Origin of the sequence: Pseudorhizobium endolithicum, assembly GCF_902153245.2 — a bacterium.
In the GTDB taxonomy this organism is placed as follows: Bacteria; Pseudomonadota; Alphaproteobacteria; order Rhizobiales; family Rhizobiaceae; genus Neorhizobium; species Neorhizobium endolithicum.
In genome coordinates, this window is record NZ_CABFWF030000006.1 from 138,419 (window position 1) to 156,350 (window position 17,932).

Here is a 17,932-nt window from a genome sequence, read left to right on the forward strand (position 1 = left end):
TGGACGATGCGATTGAAGCGCTAAAATGCGTCCTGCTCATGGCGAGGAGGAAATCTTCAAAAGCGCCCGCAGGCGGTCCGTTACGGAGGCGATGGGCCGGCGTCTTCGGTGCGCGAGATCGCCGAGGTCGTCAGCATGTCGCGCGTCTGGCCCGTTTCCGGGCCGCTAGCGAGCAGGGTGCTCAGCACTGCCATGATGAGCACCAGAAAGATCACCGGCAGGGCAATTTGCATTGGGTCGTCCCTCGTTTCCGTCACTCACGGAACCGCGTCGAGACTAAATCGTTCCCGGACCGACGCGTCGAATCCCTCGATGCCGACAGGCTGGCGACCACCGGGGCAGGCAATGACATCGATACTGGCGGAGGGCGAGAGCTGCTGGCGCATAGCCCATGCCGACCGCTTTGCGGTGATCGTCGACGCTGCCGACTTCTTCCGTCATGCCAAGCAGGCGATGCTGAAGGCAGAGCGCTCGATCTTCCTGATCGGCTGGGACTTCGACACGCGCATCCGGCTGGAGCCTGGAAACGAGGACGCGCACCGGCCCGACAAGCTTGGCCGCTTCCTGAATGCGCTCGCCCGCAAGAACGACCGGATCGACATCCGCATCCTCAAATGGGATGTCGGCCTCATCTCCTCGCTGACGCGCGGCGAGACACCCTTCTACATCCTGCGCTGGATGTTCAACAGCCGTATCCACCTCAAGCTGGACGGCGCCCATCCGGCAATGTCGGCGCACCACATGAAGCTTCTCGTCGTCGACGACAAGGTCGCCTTCTGCGGCGGGATCGACATGACGGTCGGGCGCTGGGACACGCGGGAACACAAGGAGAAGGACCCGGCGCGACGCTCACCGCTCGGCTTCGCACAAGGCCCCTGGCATGATGCGACGAGTTGCTGCTCCGGCGCGGCCGCTGCTGCGCTCGGGGACCTCGCCCGGCAGCGCTGGGAATTGGCGACGGGCGAGAGGCTGGAGCCGGTCCTGGCGGAGGGCGATCCCTGGCCCGAGGACCTGCCCGTGGAGTATCGCGACGTCGACATCGGCATCGCACGCACCGCACCGGAATACGGCGAGAGGAAACAGGTGGTGGAGATCGAGACCGCGACGCTGGCGATCATCGCGGCGGCGCGCAGGAGCCTCTACGTCGAAAGCCAGTACTTCGCCTCGCGGCGGATTGCCGAGGCGATCGCCAAGCGGCTGAGGGAAGCGGATGGCCCGGAAGTGGTGCTCATCAATCCGAAGGAGGCGGACGGGTGGCTGGAATCGAAGACGATGGATTCGGCGCGGGTGCGGCTGATGAAACTCGTCCGCGACGCCGATCTCCACAACCGCTTCCGCATCTACCATCCGGTCAATGCGGTCGGCACGCCGATCTACGTCCACGCCAAGCTGATGATCGCCGACGACCGCATCCTGAAGATCGGCTCGGCCAATCTCAACAACCGGTCCATGGGCTACGACACCGAATGCGACCTCATCCTCGAGGCGCGGGACGACCAGCCCGCGCTACGCGACCGCATTCTTGCAGAGCGGAATGACCTGCTGGCAGAGCATCTCGGATGCACGGCTGCGGAGGTGCAGGAAGGCCTGGGGCGCACGGACGGTTCGCTGATCGCCGCGATCGACCTCCTGAACCGGCCGACGGGACGCGGGCTCCGTCCCATTCCGATACGCGACCTGACGGCGGAGGAAAAACTGATGGCGGAATCGGACCTGGCCGATCCGGAACGTCCCGCCGGCCTGCGCTACCGGACCCCGAAGCTCCTGCGCAACCGCTTCAGGCGGACGGCGGTCCTGCATGCGGAAGCGGGCTGACCGGGCCGCGTCGCGCGGCTCCAGCGAAAGACAAGTTGCGTCATGCAATCGGATTGATATTGTCCGGCAGCCGGCCGGAGGAGACCGATATGCAGCCGTCGCTCTATGCACATCCTTTCTCGTCCTACTGCCAAAAGGTGCTGATCGCCCTCTACGAGAACGAGATCCCGTTCACATACCGGATGCTCGGACCCGAGGATCCGGCGGCGATGGAGGAACTTGCCGCGATGTGGCCGGTCAAGCGGTTTCCGGTGCTGGTCGACCATGGCGAGCCGATCTTCGAAGCGACGATCATCATCGAATATCTCGGCCTCAACTATCCGGGGCCGGTGAAACTCGTTCCGGAGGATGCGGAAGAGGCGCTGGAGGTCAGGATGATGGACCGCTTCTTCGACAACTACATCTCCACCCCGCAGCAGAAATGCGTCTTCGACAGGCTGCGGCCGGAGGGAAAGCGCGACCCCACCGGCGTGGACGATGCGAAGGCGATGCTGGAGACGGCCTATGGCTGGCTGGACCGGCGGATGGAGGGCCGCCAATGGGCGGCCGGCCGGAGCTTCAGCCTGGCTGATTGCGCAGCCGCGCCCTTCCTCTTCTATGCGGACTGGACCCATCCCATTCCCGACGAGTTCCGCAAGGTCCGGGACTATCGCAGCCGGTTGCTGGCGCGGCCGTCCTTCGCCCGCGCCGTCGACGAGGCGAGGCCCTATCGCAAATACTTCCCGCTCGGCGCGCCGGATCGCGACTGAGGGCGGCGGTCAGAATTCGCTTTCGGTCAGGGTGCGGAAGTCGTTGTGGACGGCCCACATCACCTTGACCTCGTTGAGAAGGATCGCGGTTGGGCGGATGCCGCCGCTGGCGAAGTTCTTGTATTTCTGGCCATAGGCATCGAGGAAGGACGAGGCGGCCTGGAGCATCGCCTCGCCTCTGGCGGCCTGCCGGCGCAGCTCCGCATTCTCCTGCTCGAGCTTCTCGCACCGCTCGCGCAAAGCCGCGATCTCGCCGGCGGCATCGGGCGCCGGAGGAGCGTTGGCAGAATGGGCTTCCATGCGCAGGCGCGCGATCAGTTGGGCTGGTGTTTCGGTCATGGGCTCTTCTCCGGACGTCCGCGACGCCACAGCAAACTAGCGGACGGCAAGGGCCGCCTTCAAAATGTCGGAAAACAGCAGGGGCGGATCGCCCTGCCGGCAATTCTTGAATCGGCTTATATACGTCTTCGTCCATCCGCAAAATCCGGAAATCGGCCTGCTCCCCGAACAGCGGCGGCGGTTGAAGCCAACCATTTGCGGCCCATGTAGAAGGAGCCGCATTTCCCCGTCTTCGGGCGGGCATCCCCACAGGAGTATTCCCAATGCATTCAGTCAGCGCAAACGGCGCCAATATTCCGGCCCTCGGCTTCGGCACCTTCCGCATGCCGGAGGAAGACGTGCTGCGCATCCTTCCCGAGGCCCTGAAGGTCGGCTTCCGGCATGTCGACACCGCACAGATCTACAAGAACGAGGCCGCCGTCGGCGAGGTGCTGCACGCCTCGGGCATCCGGCGGGCCGACATCTTCCTGACGACCAAGGTCTGGGTCGACCGGGTGGGACATGAGGCCTTCCTCGCCTCCGTGGACGAAAGCCTCGCCAAACTGAAAACCGACTACGTGGACCTGCTCCTGTTGCACTGGCCGCAGAGCGAGATGCCCCTTGCGGACCGCATCGGCGCGCTGAACGAGTTGCGCTGGGCCGGCAAGGTGAGGAATATCGGCGTCTCGAATTTCTCGACCGCACTGATGGCCGAGGCGGTGCAGCTTTCGGACGCACCGATCGTCACCAACCAGGTGGAATACCACCCCTATCTCGACCAGAGGAAGGTGATCGGCGAGGCCGCCAAGACAGGCATGTCGATCACCGCCTATTACCTCATGGCCGACGGCAAGGTGCCGCAGGATCCGGTGCTGAGGGAGATCGGCGCCCGGCACGGCAAGACGGCGGCCCAGGTGGCGCTTCGCTGGGCGGTGCAGCAGAAGGATGTGATCGCGCTCTCCAAGACTGCGACCGAAAGCCGCCTGGCGGAAAACTTCGACATCTTCGATTTCGCCCTCGGCGAAGGCGAAATGGCGGAGATACACAGGCTCGCCCGCCCCGACGGCCGCATCGTCAACCCCGGACACCTGGCGCCGGAGTGGGATTGAGGCAACTGAAGGTCACCTTGTGTCGGTCCTCAATTGCTACCTACGTGGTGGCATTGCCGTCGCGATCAATTCGTACGTTAATCACTGGTGCAACTACATTGTGGACGTTGGCGGTCGCAGTTGCAGCGCCACCAGCGAGCCCCTTCATCAGGTTCGCCTGACGGACCATGGACCCGAGCAGAAACAGATCGACAATCTGCCCCACGCCCAATAGCCCAAAGGTCAGCAGCCACAGGAGACCACTACCAGGCCGCCCCACATAAAACCTATGGATGCCACAAATCCCCACTAGTCCTAGTAACCAGCACAGAAAGGCTACAAATCCCGACTTCATCTTCTTCCCCCTACAGTAAAGCCGCAGGGGGAAGCGTATCTATATATCTGTAAATTGAAAGAGGCATTATCACTGCATCAAGTTTTCATTTGATGTCAGTAGAAGTGGCCCAATTGTCAGGCAGCCTCAGACGAACTGGCTGAGGCCCGGGACCGAGGAAACCACCGTGTCCACGGTCTCGTCGCCGGCATGTTCGCGGGCGACCTTGATCGTTTCCTTGGCGAGCGAGGTGATCTCGCCCATGCCGAGCCCGAGGCCCATCAACTGCTGGCCGAGCGCCATGACGCCGCCGCCGAAGCTTGCCATCAGGCCGCCCAGCAGACCGCCGCCGCCCTGGCCCTCGCCGTTGAACCTGGCAACGAGTTCCGCAGCGCCGGGGATCGCTTCGATCATCCGGGCGACCGCGCCGTCATCGGCCTCGCGCTGCAGGAAGCCGAGCATCATGCCCACGGCCTTTTCGGCTGTGTCGGGGGCGATACCGACATTATCGGCGACGCGGGTGACGAGTTCGTTCATCAATCTCTCCTCGATGTTTTGACGTTGACGTCAAGGTAATACAAATCGCCGGCCATCGTCCAGCGACAAATGCGATCATCGGCGAGCGGCGCACCAATTCCGGCTTGCGGTCGGGTGCCTCCTCCGGCAGGCGCGGCAGTCAGCCCGATGCCTTGCCGACGGTATCGGCCATGTAGGCTCCCCGCGCGCCCATGGGCTCGGGCGGGCCGGTCGTGGTGTCCTTCGCCGTCTGGTGCTCGAGTTCCGCGTTGAGCTCGGCGCCGACGATGACGATGATGACAGAAACCCATGTCCAGACCATGAAGCCGATCATCGCGCCAAGGGTGCCGTAGGTGGCGTTGTAGTCGGCGAAGTTGGACAGATAGAAGGAAACGGCGATCGAGGCGCCCAGCCAGAAGACGGTGGCGAACACGGTTCCCCAACTCAGCCAGCGGGCCTTCGGCGGCTCCCGGCTCGGGCCGAAGCGGTAGAGGACCGCGATGCCGCCCGCCACGAACAGCATCATCAGCGGCCAGCGCAACACGCTGATGATCGTTTCCGCCCATCCGCCGAGCCGCAGGAAAGCGAGAAGCGCCGGAACGACACCCATGGCGACGATCAGCACGATGACGAGGATGAGCGTGCCGAAGGTGAAGAGGAGCGAGATGGCGTTGAGCTTGAGGAAGCTGCGCTTCTCGGTCTCCTGATAGGCGACGTTCATGGCCTCGAAGAGGGCCTTCATGCCGTTGTTGGCGCTCCAGAGCGCAATGCCGAGGCCCGCGATCAGGCCGATGCTGAGGGTCGACGTGTCCTGCGAGGCGAGAGACTTCAGCTGGTCGAGGAAGATGTTGAGCGCATCCGCCGGCATGACCGAGCCGAGAAACGCAATTCGCTCGGCGATGGCGACGGGGCTTGCGACGAAACCGTAGATCGACACCAGCGCCGCCATTGCAGGAAAGAGCGCCAGCAGGAGATAGTAGGTGACGCCGGCGGCGATCAGCATCACCCTATCCTCGCTGATGGCGGCATAGAGGCGCCAGAAGACGTCCTTCAGGCCGGGCGCCGGTATCTGGCCCGGCCGGTCCGCCCGCCGTCCCCGCCCAGGTTCGCGCTCCTCCGCCGCCTCCTGCACTTCCTTCACCGCATGCTCCTTCCGATGAGCCGCGGGCCACGTTGCCGGGCTCCGCAGCGCCCTCTATAACGACTGCAGCCGTAACGCAGCGAGGGAGCGCCAGTTGCATGACGAATGAAGGAAAACTGTTTCTCGGCGGGAGCCGGAACCCTGACGATTCCTTCAACAAGCCCGAATATCTGGACTTGAAGTTCGGCAATCGCCACGGACTGATCACCGGCGCAACGGGAACCGGCAAGACAGTCACCCTGCAGATCCTCGCCGAAAGCTTTTCCAATGCCGGAGTGCCGGTGTTCTGCTCCGACATCAAGGGCGATCTTTCCGGCATCGCCGCGGCGGGGGAGGAGAAGGACTTCCTGCTGAAGCGCGCCGAACAGATCCGGTTCTCCGACTACGATTTCGCCGCCTCTCCCACCATCTTCCTCGACCTTTACGGCGAGAAGGGCCATCGGGTGCGCAGCACGATCGCGGAAATGGGGCCGCTGCTGCTCGCCCGCCTGATGGATGCCACCGACGCCCAGGAAGGGGTGCTGAACATCGCCTTCAAGATCGCCGACGAAGGCGGGATGGCGCTTCTCGACCTCAAGGACCTGCAGGCGCTCCTGAACTACATGGGCGAGCATGCCGGCGAGATCTCCACCCGCTACGGCTTCGTTTCCAAGGCATCCGTCGGTTCGCTGCAGCGGGCGCTGCTCGTGCTCGAGCAGCAGGGCGCCGAACACTTCTTCGGAGAACCGGCGCTCGACATCCGGGACCTGATGCGCACGACCCAGGACGGACGCGGCATCGTCACCGTGCTTGCCGCCGACAAGCTGATGAACAATCCGCGCCTCTACGCCACCTTCCTGCTGTGGCTCCTGTCGGAGCTTTTCGAGGAGCTTCCGGAGGTTGGTGATCCGGACAAGCCGCGGCTCGTCTTCTTCTTCGACGAGGCGCACCTGCTTTTCGACGAGGCGCCGAAGGTGCTGATCGAGCGGGTCGAGCAGGTGGTGCGGCTGATCCGCTCCAAGGGGGTGGGCGTCTATTTCGTGACGCAGAACCCGCTCGACGTGCCGGAAACCGTGCTGGCGCAGCTCGGCAACCGCGTGCAGCATGCGCTCAGGGCCTATACGCCGCGGGAACAGAAGGCTGTGAAGACGGCGGCGGAAACCTTCCGCACCAATCCCGCCTTCGACACGCAGGAGGCGATCACCGGGCTCGGCACCGGCGAGGCGCTGGTGTCCACCCTCGAGGGCAAGGGGGCGCCTTCCATGGTAGAGCGGACGCTGATCCGCCCGCCCTCGTCGCGGATCGGACCCCTCACGGATGCGGAGCGCCGGGAGATCATCGACCGGAGCCCGATCGCCGGGCAGTACGACCGAGACGTGGATCGCGAATCCGCTTACGAGATCCTGATGGCCCGCGCCGAGAAGGCGGCGCAGGCGCAAGCGGCGCAACGCGAGGCCGAAGAGCAGGAAAGCGAAAGCGCGGCCGGCCGCTGGACCCTGCCCGGCTTCGGCGACGAGCCGGCAGAGAAGCCCGCCGCGCGGCGCGGCTCCGGCCGCTCCGGCTACCAGCGCGAAACGGTGGTTGAGGCTGCGATGAAAAGCGCCGCCCGCTCCGTCGCCAACTCGCTCGGACGGGCGATCGTGCGGGGCATTCTCGGCAGCCTCAGGCGGTGAAGCCGACGGCGGCCGCTTCCGGCCGCCGGACGGATGGGAGGCGTCTCGTCAGCCCCAGGGGGCCGACGATCGACGCTCCCGTCAGCGCTTGCGCACGAATTCCGTCCGCAACACGAGGCCCTTGATGGCGTCGTGGCGGCAGTCGATCTCCTCTGGATATCCGTGAGGCGGATGGAGCGGATCACCGTGCCCTGCTTCAGGGTCTGGCCGGCGCCCTTCACCTTCAGGTCCTTGATCAGCGTGACGGAGTCCCCGTCCTTGAGGACATTGCCCGAGGCGTCGATCACCTCGGCGGCCTCGGCCGCCGCAGCGGCCATTTCGGAAGCCGGACGCCATTCGCCGGTTGCCTCGTCGTAAACGTAGTCGTCATCCCCGCCTGTCATGCCCGCTCTCCTTCTGCATAGCCGTCTCTAGGCGTTCCGGAGCGGAAGAGCAAATCCCGAGCAGAAGTCGGCTCAATCTCCCTCATCCGGAATCCTGAGGATCTCCCCGCACGCCTTGCAGTGGACCGCATCCTGGTCATGCCGCTGCAACCCGCAGCGGGGACAGGGGTAGCGGACCTTGTTCGGGCGAACGACCGCCTGGGCGAGCCGAACAAAGAGCGAAATGCCGACGATCATGATGACGACCGACGTCAGCTTGCCGGCGGTTCCGGGGAGCGTGATGTCGCCGAAGCCGGTCGTGGTGATCGTCGTCACCGTGAAATAGAGGGCGTCGACGAACCCCTCCTCGCCAGACCGGTTGTAGAAGAAGCTCGTGTAGACGAAGCCGGTGGCGATGAACAGGAAGACGAGTACGTTGATCAGCGCGCGAACCACTTCCAGAAGATGCCCGTAGCCGATCCGTCGCAGTCCATGCAGGACTAAAGGACTATTGCCGATCGCCCATAGCCGCATGGCCCGCAAGAAAGCGAAGTTGAACAGCACATCGGGAAAGAGCAGCGTTGCCAGGATGACGATGTCGATCCAGGTCATGAAGCGGCGGAAGAAGACGCCCCAGCTTGGTGCCGCCAGCGCCCGCGCAGTGAGTTCCATGCCGATCCACACGGCGATCAGGTAGTCGATGACGAGATAGGATGGTCCCGAGCGGAGGTAGGGGCCGAACAGGAAGAACGCGAGAATGAGGATGTCGATGACGGCAAAGCCGAGCTGCCAGCGCATGGCGGTGGCATCCCGGCCGCGTTCGATCCGCACCACGAATTCCCGCAGATGCCGGAAGCGGGCGCCCGCGGCGCCACCCGTTCTCGTCGCTGTCATGGGGCGACCATAGCAGCCGTCAGCATGGCATCAAGGGCATGAGCCGGCACGATCAGTGGATGTCTACGGTGCCGCTCTTGCCCTCTTCGCCCAGGCTCCTGAGGATTGCCATGCGGGCGCGGTTGACGCGGCTCTTGATGGTGCCGACGGGGCAGTCATAGCGCAGGGCGGCCGCTTCATAGCTCTCGCCCCGCATCAGCACGGTTTCGAAAGCCTCCCGGTAGTGATCCGGAAGCGCGGCAAGCGCGCGGTCGAATTCCAGTGCGCGAACCGCCCATTCCTGCGGCGCGCTAATGGCACGCTGCAGCGAGGCGCAATCCTCGGCGCCGACAAACTCCCGCTTGGCCTGGCCGTAGCGGGTGCAGAAGGTGTTGCGCATGATCGTGAAAAGCCAGGACTTGAGGCTGGTTCCCGGCTGAAACTTGTCGATGTTGGCGATCGCCCTCAGCAGGGTGTCCTGCACGAGATCGTCGATATCGCTGGTGTTGGCGTAGAAGCGGCGGGCGAAACTGCGAAGAGCCGGTATCAACTCGACGACATCCACCTGCTGGCGGACCTGATCTGCCGTTTGCTGCATGAACCCACTCCTCGTTGAGTGGGTGCAATTCCCGAACAATCCTTTTGGTTCCCCTGGCCGCAGTCTTTTCCGGCGAGGATCAGGAGACTGTTTCCTGCACAGGCCGGCTCTCGGCCATTAGTTCGGCCAGTTGCACCAGCTTGTCGCGATCCGTCAGGCCGATCCTGTAGAGCCGCAGCACGATCCGCGCCACGGCTTCCGGCTCCGGCGCGCCATTTGCGTTTTCAACGACCGACAGCACTTCCCGCACCGTCTCGTGCATCAGCCTGAGGTCGTCGGCGGAGAGAATTTCCGGGTAGAAGTAGCGATCCGGCATGGTGATCTTCCTCCCGATACAGGCAGCGACCAAAGGGGCCGGTGCCGGAACTTCGGATTCAACCATAGGACCGGCGGGCGGCGAATCAATCACAAATGTTTACTGCATCGTCTTTTCTTCGGAGACGAGAAGGTGCCGGACCACGGCATTGATGGCCTCCGGCTCCGCAGAGAAGGCGAAGCCGCCGCCGGCAGCCGGCCTGCCGCCGCTGGCAAAGAGAGCCGGTATGGCGAAAGCGTCCAGAACCTCGACGATGCGCAGCAGCGTGGAAGCGTCGTACTGGACGTCGATGATCGCGCCGTCGACGGACACATGGGCCACCTTGGAGGCGAAATCCGCCGAGCCGAAAGGCCCTTCCAGATCGATCTCCGCCCGGTCCCAGGCTTTGCGGACGGCTGGCGGAAGATATGGCGGCGGTCCAATCACCATCAACCTGATCCTGCGCATCCGTTGCCTTTCGTCCGGGGCCCACACGCTCTCGCGTGCTTCCAACAGACGCCTATAGCAGCAGTTCCATGAACTCAGCTTTAACGGCGACGGAGAAAAGCCGGGGCACCGGGCCCCGATACGGGAAGATCATTTCTGCATGGATGCGAGGCAGAAGAAGGCACCCTGCGGATCGGTGCACTGGGCAATCCAGCTGCCGCCGGGAACCTCCATCGGCCCGTTCAGCACCTGGCCGCCGCCAGCGCGAACCCGCCCGATGGCGGCCTGGACGCTTTCGACGTTGAAGTAATAGACCCAACACGGCATGGGGATCTCCTCCGGGCGCTTCATCATCCCGCCGGCCTGCTTGCCGTGCTCGGCGAAGAGCCGATAGGCGCCCATCTCTCCCATGTCGAAGTCGCTGTCCTTCGTCCAACCGAAGATGCGGCTGTAGAACCCGAAGGCCTCCTCCAGGTCGCCGGCATAGAGTTCGTGCCAACCGACAGTGCCGGGCGAGCCTTCCGGAGGCGGCGCCGGCATGTCATCCATCGGGGAAGGTGTCATGATGCACAGCACGGCGCCGTGAGGATCGGCGACAACCGCAAAACGACCGACGCCCGGGATGTCCTCCGGTTCCCGCTGCACGCTTCCGCCGTTTGCCTTGTAGTCCTTTGCGGTCCGGTCGACGTCGTCGACGGCGACGTAGCCGGTCCAGTTCGGCGGGACGTGGCCGGCGAGTTCCGCCGGAAGCGTCATCATGCCGCCAATGCCGGGGCAACCGTCGCCCTCACCGATCTGGAAGAGGTGGTAGACTTCCCCCTCACCCATCGGCATCGCATTCAAGGACCAGCCCACGACAGAGGCATAGAAGCGGCCTGCCGCCTGCGTGTCCGACGTCATCAGCTCGCACCAGATGAACCTGCCGTGGGTCTCGCTTCCCGTTTCCGATGCAGTCTGCAGCATTGCGACCTCCTCTTTCCGGCCATGGCCGAACTCGCGTGATCCGTCCTGACCGCGGCCCCGGTCTAGGACAGGCGGCTGTAATGGGCTTCCATGAACTGCTTCCAGCTGCCGTCGGGCTGCCTGGCGCTGGAGTTGAAGATCCGATGATCGTCATCGCTGAAGATGATCTGCTCGCGGTATTCACCCGTCTTTCCCGGATTCTCGAAATCCGGGCCGGTGGTGTAGAGGCTGAGCGTGCTGCCGTCAGCGGACACCTCCCCCTCGTAGACCCACATATGGGTCATCATCGAGCCGATCCAGCTGCCGACATACTTGCCCTTCGCAGGATCATAGCCGAGCGTCAGCACCGTCGTCGCCGCCCCGCCGCCCGGCATTTCGCCATTGCCTTCGGCGACGAACCAGAGGCCGTGAAGCGAGCGGACGGTTTCCGTCCATGTGCCGGCATCGGCCATGTCCCTGGCCGTCACCTCCCAGGTGCCGACGAGCTTCTGCAGGAAACCATGCTCGGCCTGCGGCTTTGCCATCTCCATGACTGATCCTCCCTTTGGACGGACGATGATGCGCCGGATTAGTGGCAGCAGGATGAAGCCGAAGCTTGCGCGGGTTCATATTCGTCGTGGCGCTTGACGAAGTCCATGATGGCCTCCTCGTTGCGGCCGAACGGCGCGCGGTCGAGGATCATCAGGGTGCCGATCAGCTCCTCGCCGCCGCGGGCATAGGTGGAATAGGTATGGAAGACCTCGCCCTTCCCGTTCCTGTAGAAAGCGGAAAGTCCGGGCAGTTCGTCGTGCGCCTGCTCGCGCGGTATTTCAGTGAAATTGTAGTGTACGGTGCCCTTCGCCAGATCGTCCGGCGTGAAGGAGACGTGAAAATCATAGTTGAAATCCGAACCGTAGGAGGAGACCCAGGGGAACTTCCAACCCATGCGCTTCCGGTAGGCCTCGATCTTCTCGATCGGCGCACGCGACACGGCGACATAGGTGACGTCGTGATGGTTCAGGTGGGCAAGCGTGCCGTCGACATGATCGGAATGGAAGGAGCAGCCGGTGCAGCCCGCATCCCAGTCCGGCCCCAGCATGAAGTGGTAGACGATCAACTGGCTGCGGCCATCGAAGAGGTCGGCAAGCCGCTTCTCCCCATCGGCTGCCCGGAAGACGTAATCCTTGTCGATCCTTACCCAGGGAAGCGCCCGGCGCTCGGCCCGTACCCGGTCGCGCAGGCGCGTTTCCTCCTTTTCCAGCTGAAGGAGCCTGCGGCGCGCTTCCAGCCATTCCTCCCTGGACACGACTGCATTCTCCGGCGATGTGATCGCGTTCATGCTCATCCTCCTGTGGCTTGACATTTAGGTTGATATCAACATATATGATCCATGTCAAACGCCATGCCGATTCCCTTCTCCACCACCCTTCATGTCCGGGACACCTGCCTGTGCCTGCACGTCCAGCGAGCGGCGCGGGCGCTGGCGCGCCGCTTCGACAATGCGCTCAAGCCGCTCGGCATCACCAACGGGCAGTTCTCGCTGATGATGGCGCTCAACCGGCCGCAGCCGGCGCCGATGGGGCCGGTGGCCGAGGTGCTGGCCATGGACCGGACGACACTGACGGCCGCCGTCAAGGTCCTGGAGCGGCGCGGACTGGTGGAAACCCTCCCCCACCCGCAGGACGGGCGCAGCCGGCTGATGAGGCTGACGACGGAAGGAACACGGCTTCTTTCGGAGGCGCTGCCGGTCTGGCAACGGGTGCACGGGGAGCTGGACGGTGAGCTTGGCGATGCCATGGCGCCGTTGCGGAAGACACTTGCCACGGTCAGGTAGTCAGGGCGCCGCCACGGCATCCCGACCGAGGCGCTCGTCGAGATGGGCAAGGACGTCGAGCAATCCGTCACGGGTGGCGATCTTTTCCGCCGGAATGCCGCCGAGCGCAAGATTGGCGTTTCGCAGCCACGCGCGGGCGCTGCCCGCATCTGCATGGGTGACGGCGTTGAGCGCGCGGAAAAGCCGGATCAGCAGCAGCGCCTGCTCGAAGGGCGGCGTGCCCTTGCGAAGGAGATGTTCGAGCCGCCCCATCCGCAGAACCGTATCTTCGCAGACGCCGATGACGGATGCGAGATCGCCGGCGGTGAGTCCGAGCCGCTCCGCCGCCGCAACCGTCGCCCCCGTGACGACCTGCGCCTCGGACATCACGAGGGACTCGGGGCCCTTTTCCGCTGTTTCCATGCCGTCCCTCCTTTTGCGGGAGGATAGCAGACCGGCGGAGACCCCGAAAGGAGCGGGACGCCCGCTCCTTTCGGGCGATGTTCAGGCAACCGAGACCGGAACCTCGGTCGAAGTGCGCATGGCGTGGCTGTAGGGGCAGACGATATGCGCCTTGGCGACCAGATCCTCGGCCTGCGCCCTGTCCATGCCGGGAAGCTCGACCGACAGCGAAACCTCGATGCCGAAGCCGGTGCCGTCGTCGCGCGGGCCGATGCCGACGGTGGCCGTGACCTTGGCGTCGTCCGGGATCTTCACCTTCTCCTTGCCGGCGACATTCTTGAGGGCGCCGAGGAAGCAGGCCGAGTAGCCGGCGGCAAAAAGCTGCTCCGGATTGGTGCCGGTGGCGCCGTCACCGCCGAGTTCCTTCGGCACCGTGAGCGTGACGTCCAGCACGCCGTTTTCCGATGCGGCGCGGCCGGCACGGCCGCCGGTGGCGGAAGCCTTGGTCCTGTACAGAATTGCCATCGTCTTCACTCCTTGAGGTTTCGAGACACGGATACATAGCCAACAACTGAATTGTACGCAATATAATTTTGCACGTTGATAATCGGCCCTGACGGGAGGATAATCGAGGAAATAGGCTTCGGGCCGGGAAAGTCAGGGATATGACGACGAAAAAAGAGCAGAATGCCGCAGGAGAAGCGCCGGCCCGGCTGGAGACGCAGTTGTGTTTCGCCATCTACGGCGCCGCCCACGCGCTGACCCGAACCTACAAGCCGCTGCTCGAGCCGCTGGGCCTCACCTATCCGCAATATCTGGTGATGCTGGTGCTGTGGGAGGAGGACGACCAGCCCGTGCGGGCGATCGGTGAGCGGCTGGGCCTCGACTCCGGGACGCTCTCGCCGCTGCTCAAGCGGCTGGAACAGGGGGGCCTCCTCAGCCGCGTCCGCGACAGCCAGGACGAGCGGCTGGTCCGGATCTCGCTGACGCCGAAGGGTCACGACCTCGCGGCAAAGGCTATCGACGTCACGCGCGCGATCGCTGCGGCGACGCAATGCAGCCTCGAGGAGATGGAGGGCCTTCGCGACCAACTGCAGGCGCTGACCGGCCGGCTGCAGAAGCAGCCCGCGGGATGAGCTTCGCCCTTACTGCCAGACGACGATGCGGGCCTTCTGCGGCACACGCTCGTAGAGGTCGATGACGTCCTGGTTGATCAGGCGGACGCAGCCGGAGGAGACCGCCTTGCCGATCGAGTTCCACTCCGGCGAGCCGTGCAGGCGGTAGAGCGTGTCCTGGCCGTTCTTGAAGATATAGAGCGCCCGGGCTCCGAGCGGGTTGTCGAGACCCGGCGGCTGGCCGCCGTTTTCGGCGGAATACTTGGCGAGATGCGGCTGGCGGGCGATCATCTCGGCGGGCGGTGTCCATTTCGGCCACTTCTGCCGCCACTGGATGACGCCCTCCCCTTCCCAGGCAAAGCCCTCGCGGCCGATCCCGACCCCGTAGCGCATGGCGCTGCCGTCTGATTCTACCAGATAAAGGAAGCGCGAAGCCGTGTCGACGACCACCGTCCCGGGGCGCTCCCCCGTCGGGTCGATCACGCGCTGGCGATAATAGCGCGGATTGATGTTCCAGTAGGGAACCGCCGGAATGACGAAGCCGCCGTCTACGACCGTCCCGTACATGGCATCCAGTTCCGGCGAGCGGCCGGCCGGCGACACCGGCGGCGGCGCGAAGGAGGCCGGCGTGGCGGAAATGACGGAGCCGCCGACCGGCCGCGGGCCGCTCGATGCGCATCCGGCAAGGGTCGAGGCCGCGCCCGCCGCAAGAAGCGACAGCACGCCCCGGCGGGAATAGGAAATGTTCATGCTCATGTTCGGAAAACCGCCCGACTTGTTCTTCTGACTAGGCCCGATCAACGGCAACCCAAATGCAAAGGTTCCATGATGTGGCTGTGCTATCACGGGATCGTTTACGCTTCCCTACGGACGCACGCCGGGCTGCCGGAAATCGGCGGACAGGGCTCGTGCCGGAACGAGGCGGATCAGATCACGACGATCGGCGCCGATGCCGGAACCCGGTCATAGAGATCGATGACATCCTGGTTGAGCATGCGCACGCAGCCGGAGGACGTGGCCTTGCCGACCGACTGCCAGTCGGGCGTGCCGTGCACGCGGTAGAGGGTATCCTTGCCGTCCCTGAAGATATAGAGGGCGCGCGCGCCGAGCGGATTGTTGAGGCCCGGATTGGCGCCGCCTTCCGCGGCGGCGAACTGGCGCAGTTCCGGCTGACGCTCGACCATGTCGCTCGGAGGCGTCCAGCGCGGCCACTTCGCCTTGCGCTGGATCGTGCCGCGGCCGGACCAGGCAAAGCCGTCCTTGCCGAGGCCCACCCCATAGCGGATCGCCTTGCCGCCGGGCTGCACGAGATAGAGATAGTGCTGCTTCGTGTCGACCACGATCGTGCCCGGCGCTTCCTGGGTCTGGTAGGATACTTCCTGGCGCAGGAAGCGCGGATCGATGCGGGAATAGGGAATTGCCGGCAGGGTGCGCCCGTCATCGCTGATCGTGCCATACATGACCCGGTGCACCGGATTGTATACGGGCATTCCGTAGGTCGGACGGTAGGTCTGGTGGAAATGCGTCGGGTAGAGCTGGCGCCTCTGCGGAATGCCGCCCGGCATCGGCGGCGGCTGGTTGGTCGGCGGATCGGCATAGGGCGGCACGTGAAAGACCGGCGCTGTCTCCTGCACGAAGACATCCGGATTCATGCGGCTGGTATCGGTGACCAGGATGCAGCCGCTGAGGCTTGTGGCCGCGGCAAACATGCCTGCGGATGAGAGCATTCGGCGCAAAGACAGAGGCAAGAGCGGCATGGGGACCCGATTCCGGCTGATGAGACCGGAGCCACCATGCCGCCTGCGGCTGGCGCGAAGCTGGAGACGACGGCGGTCCTGCATCGAATAGGCCCGGAAACGCCATGGGAAGACCGAGGCGAGCGATGTCGGAAGGATCGGCTGGGTAGAAAATCGCACTCCATCAGTTTTTCCTAAATTTCACGGGCAAGATCTTACCATACCAGCGTTTGGCTTTCGTAAGACTTGACCCGCCAAAGTTGCATGGATCGAGGACAAGTGCGGCCGCAGGACGTCCTCGAACCCTCTCGCTTCGGAACGGACCCTCTCATGACACGACCGAAAGTTAAAACCGCTCTTGCAGGAATACTCATCCTTCTCGGCGCCGCATTTGCATTGTTCGCCACCTTCTCCGTCAATCGACTCGGAGCTCTGGATGGTCACATCGAAAACATCGCTGGTCTTGCGATGCCGACGATCGCCGCGGTCAAGGACATGGAAGTCCAGGTGATGACCATCCGCAACGGCTATCGGAGCCACTTGTTGAGGGAAGACGCGGAAGGCAAGGCCGAGGCGGAGAAGGCTATCGAAACTGCTCAGGCCGCACTGCAGGACAAGGCGGCACGGTTCAGAAAGCTCGAGCCTACGGCTGTCGAAGACCAGTTGCTCCGCAGCGTCGAAGAAGGAGTCGCGCAGTATGTGGAGCTTGGCAGGCGGGTACTGGAACTTTCCAATGCAGGAGACATCGCGGGCGCCAACAACATTCTCCGCACCGAGATGGTGAAACCTGCCGAGGCTTCAGCAGCCAGCCTGAGCGAACTCACCGAGATCAGTATCGCCGATGCCATCGCGGCGAAGGACGACGCCCATGCAAGCTATTCCATGACGCTTGCGGTAACCTTCGCAGCGATCGGCTTCCTTGCCGTCGTCGTCACCGGCGCGATCTGGTTTGCCATCACCGGCATCGCGCGGCCGATCCAGACCATCACCCATTCCATGAACACTCTCGCCGGCGGCGACGCCGACACGGCGATCCCCTATGCCGGCCGCGCCGACGAGATCGGCGAGATGGCGGCGGCCGTGGAGGTGTTCCGCGCGAACGCGCTGGAGAACCGGCGTCTGGAGCAGGAGGCGGACGCCCAGCGCAGTCAGTCGGAGGAGCAGCGCCGCCGCACGGCCGAGCAGGAGCGCATCCGCGCCGAAGCCATGGCGCAGGCGACCACCGGACTTGCTGACGGCCTGAAGCAGCTTTCCGCCGGCAATCTCGGCTTCCAGCTGACGCAGTCCTTTGCCGAGGAATTCGAAGGCCTGCGCGAGGACTTCAACCGCTCGGTCATGCAGCTTCGCGAAACCATGACGGCGGTGGCGGAATCGACCGGCTCGATCGACAGCGGATCGCGCGAGATCAGCCAGAGTGCGGAGGACCTCTCCAAGCGTACCGAGCAGCAGGCCGCCTCGCTGGAAGAGACCGCCGCGGCGCTCGACCAGATCACCACCAATGTCGCCAACTCCTCCAAGCGTGCCGAAGAGGCCCGTACGGTGGCGATCCAGGCCAACGAGAGCGCCCGCCATTCCGGCGCCGTCGTTGCCAACGCAGTCGATGCCATGGGCAAGATCGAGCAGTCATCCAGCCAGATCTCCAGCATCATCGGCGTCATCGACGACATCGCCTTCCAGACCAACCTGCTGGCACTGAACGCCGGCGTCGAGGCGGCGCGTGCCGGGGAAGCCGGCAA

The 17,932-nt window shown here is 64.2% G+C and carries 23 protein-coding genes and 1 pseudogene; 7 read left to right on the forward strand and 17 right to left on the reverse strand.

Going from position 1 to position 17,932, the window contains the following annotated elements; all coding sequences use genetic code 11:
* Positions 1-80: 80 nt before the first annotated feature.
* Positions 81-233: a hypothetical protein gene (locus tag RTCK_RS04080; RefSeq protein ID WP_185927901.1), complete on the reverse strand. Its 153-nt coding sequence runs from the start codon at positions 231-233 to the stop codon at positions 81-83.
* Positions 234-345: 112 nt separating this feature from the next.
* Between RTCK_RS04080 and RTCK_RS04085 the strand changes: the two genes are divergently transcribed.
* Together RTCK_RS04085 and RTCK_RS04090 are read left to right on the forward strand one after the other, a co-directional pair.
* A complete protein-coding gene (locus tag RTCK_RS04085) occupies positions 346-1,815 on the forward strand; it encodes a phospholipase D-like domain-containing protein (protein WP_142591800.1) in 1,470 nt (489 codons plus the stop codon).
* Between the two features lie 89 nt (positions 1,816-1,904).
* The gene (locus tag RTCK_RS04090; RefSeq protein ID WP_142591802.1) at positions 1,905-2,564 is read left to right on the forward strand and encodes a glutathione S-transferase family protein; all 660 of its coding nucleotides are present in this window, start codon (positions 1,905-1,907) and stop codon (positions 2,562-2,564) included.
* Between the two features lie 9 nt (positions 2,565-2,573).
* On the opposite strand, the gene RTCK_RS04095 is transcribed toward RTCK_RS04090, so the two are convergent.
* Positions 2,574-2,903 (reverse strand): hypothetical protein, encoded by a 330-nt coding sequence (locus RTCK_RS04095; RefSeq protein WP_142591805.1) that lies wholly within the window; start codon positions 2,901-2,903, stop codon positions 2,574-2,576.
* A gap of 263 nt (positions 2,904-3,166) precedes the next feature.
* On the opposite strand from RTCK_RS04095, the gene RTCK_RS04100 reads away from it, so the two are divergent.
* Entirely contained in the window at positions 3,167-3,991 is an 825-nt protein-coding gene (locus tag RTCK_RS04100) for an aldo/keto reductase (RefSeq protein WP_142591807.1), read from the forward strand.
* A 40-nt stretch (positions 3,992-4,031) separates the two neighbouring features.
* Here RTCK_RS04100 and RTCK_RS04105 read toward each other — a convergent pair whose 3' ends face one another.
* The 3 genes from RTCK_RS04105 to RTCK_RS04115 all read right to left on the reverse strand — a co-directional run bounded on the left by RTCK_RS04105 (position 4,032) and on the right by RTCK_RS04115 (position 5,961).
* Positions 4,032-4,325, reverse strand: coding sequence for an NINE protein (locus RTCK_RS04105; protein WP_142591809.1), 294 nt, complete (start codon positions 4,323-4,325; stop codon positions 4,032-4,034).
* Between the two features lie 126 nt (positions 4,326-4,451).
* Positions 4,452-4,841, reverse strand: a complete 390-nt coding sequence (locus RTCK_RS04110; RefSeq protein ID WP_142591811.1) for a hypothetical protein — start codon at positions 4,839-4,841, stop codon at positions 4,452-4,454.
* A gap of 139 nt (positions 4,842-4,980) precedes the next feature.
* Positions 4,981-5,961, reverse strand: coding sequence for a YihY/virulence factor BrkB family protein (locus RTCK_RS04115; RefSeq protein WP_235988550.1), 981 nt, complete (start codon positions 5,959-5,961; stop codon positions 4,981-4,983).
* A 98-nt stretch (positions 5,962-6,059) separates the two neighbouring features.
* Between RTCK_RS04115 and RTCK_RS04120 the strand changes: the two genes are divergently transcribed.
* Positions 6,060-7,613 (forward strand): helicase HerA-like C-terminal domain-containing protein, encoded by a 1,554-nt coding sequence (locus RTCK_RS04120; RefSeq protein ID WP_142591813.1) that lies wholly within the window; start codon positions 6,060-6,062, stop codon positions 7,611-7,613.
* Between the two features lie 81 nt (positions 7,614-7,694).
* Here RTCK_RS04120 and RTCK_RS04125 read toward each other — a convergent pair.
* From RTCK_RS04125 to RTCK_RS04160, 8 genes and pseudogenes are all read right to left on the reverse strand, one after another.
* Positions 7,695-7,996 (reverse strand): annotated as a pseudogene (locus RTCK_RS04125) (alkylphosphonate utilization protein).
* 72 nt (positions 7,997-8,068) lie between these two features.
* Entirely contained in the window at positions 8,069-8,869 is an 801-nt protein-coding gene (locus RTCK_RS04130) for an ion channel (protein WP_142521426.1), read from the reverse strand.
* A gap of 52 nt (positions 8,870-8,921) precedes the next feature.
* Entirely contained in the window at positions 8,922-9,446 is a 525-nt protein-coding gene (locus RTCK_RS04135) for a sigma-70 family RNA polymerase sigma factor (RefSeq protein WP_142521427.1), read from the reverse strand.
* Between the two features lie 79 nt (positions 9,447-9,525).
* Positions 9,526-9,762, reverse strand: coding sequence for a hypothetical protein (locus RTCK_RS04140; protein ID WP_142521428.1), 237 nt, complete (start codon positions 9,760-9,762; stop codon positions 9,526-9,528).
* Positions 9,763-9,861: 99 nt separating this feature from the next.
* Complete coding sequence (locus RTCK_RS04145; protein ID WP_142521429.1) at positions 9,862-10,191, reverse strand: hypothetical protein; 330 nt, start codon at positions 10,189-10,191, stop codon at positions 9,862-9,864.
* 147 nt (positions 10,192-10,338) lie between these two features.
* Entirely contained in the window at positions 10,339-11,151 is an 813-nt protein-coding gene (locus RTCK_RS04150; protein ID WP_142591816.1) for a VOC family protein, read from the reverse strand.
* A 62-nt stretch (positions 11,152-11,213) separates the two neighbouring features.
* A complete protein-coding gene (locus RTCK_RS04155) occupies positions 11,214-11,681 on the reverse strand; it encodes a DUF1579 domain-containing protein (protein ID WP_142591818.1) in 468 nt (155 codons plus the stop codon).
* Between the two features lie 38 nt (positions 11,682-11,719).
* Positions 11,720-12,469 carry a DUF899 domain-containing protein gene (locus RTCK_RS04160; protein ID WP_142591820.1) on the reverse strand — a complete coding sequence of 250 codons (750 nt, stop codon included), beginning with the start codon at positions 12,467-12,469 and terminating at the stop codon, positions 11,720-11,722.
* 51 nt (positions 12,470-12,520) lie between these two features.
* Between RTCK_RS04160 and RTCK_RS04165 the strand changes: the two genes are divergently transcribed.
* Positions 12,521-12,964 (forward strand): MarR family winged helix-turn-helix transcriptional regulator, encoded by a 444-nt coding sequence (locus RTCK_RS04165; RefSeq protein ID WP_142591822.1) that lies wholly within the window; start codon positions 12,521-12,523, stop codon positions 12,962-12,964.
* Here RTCK_RS04165 and RTCK_RS04170 read toward each other — a convergent pair whose 3' ends face one another.
* Together RTCK_RS04170 and RTCK_RS04175 are read right to left on the reverse strand one after the other, a co-directional pair.
* The gene (locus RTCK_RS04170) at positions 12,965-13,366 is read right to left on the reverse strand and encodes an antitoxin Xre/MbcA/ParS toxin-binding domain-containing protein (RefSeq protein ID WP_142591824.1); all 402 of its coding nucleotides are present in this window, start codon (positions 13,364-13,366) and stop codon (positions 12,965-12,967) included.
* An 81-nt stretch (positions 13,367-13,447) separates the two neighbouring features.
* Positions 13,448-13,870 carry an organic hydroperoxide resistance protein gene (locus tag RTCK_RS04175; RefSeq protein ID WP_142591826.1) on the reverse strand — a complete coding sequence of 141 codons (423 nt, stop codon included), beginning with the start codon at positions 13,868-13,870 and terminating at the stop codon, positions 13,448-13,450.
* 140 nt (positions 13,871-14,010) lie between these two features.
* Between RTCK_RS04175 and RTCK_RS04180 the strand changes: the two genes are divergently transcribed.
* Entirely contained in the window at positions 14,011-14,481 is a 471-nt protein-coding gene (locus RTCK_RS04180; RefSeq protein WP_142591828.1) for a MarR family winged helix-turn-helix transcriptional regulator, read from the forward strand.
* Positions 14,482-14,490: 9 nt separating this feature from the next.
* Here RTCK_RS04180 and RTCK_RS04185 read toward each other — a convergent pair whose 3' ends face one another.
* Complete coding sequence (locus tag RTCK_RS04185; RefSeq protein WP_408004503.1) at positions 14,491-15,210, reverse strand: L,D-transpeptidase; 720 nt, start codon at positions 15,208-15,210, stop codon at positions 14,491-14,493.
* Between the two features lie 176 nt (positions 15,211-15,386).
* A complete protein-coding gene (locus RTCK_RS04190) occupies positions 15,387-16,217 on the reverse strand; it encodes a L,D-transpeptidase (RefSeq protein ID WP_142591903.1) in 831 nt (276 codons plus the stop codon).
* Between the two features lie 309 nt (positions 16,218-16,526).
* Here RTCK_RS04190 and RTCK_RS04195 point away from each other — a divergent pair.
* Positions 16,527-17,932, forward strand: a 1,406-nt coding sequence (locus RTCK_RS04195; RefSeq protein WP_142591904.1) for a HAMP domain-containing methyl-accepting chemotaxis protein, incomplete at its 3' end; no start/stop codon positions are given.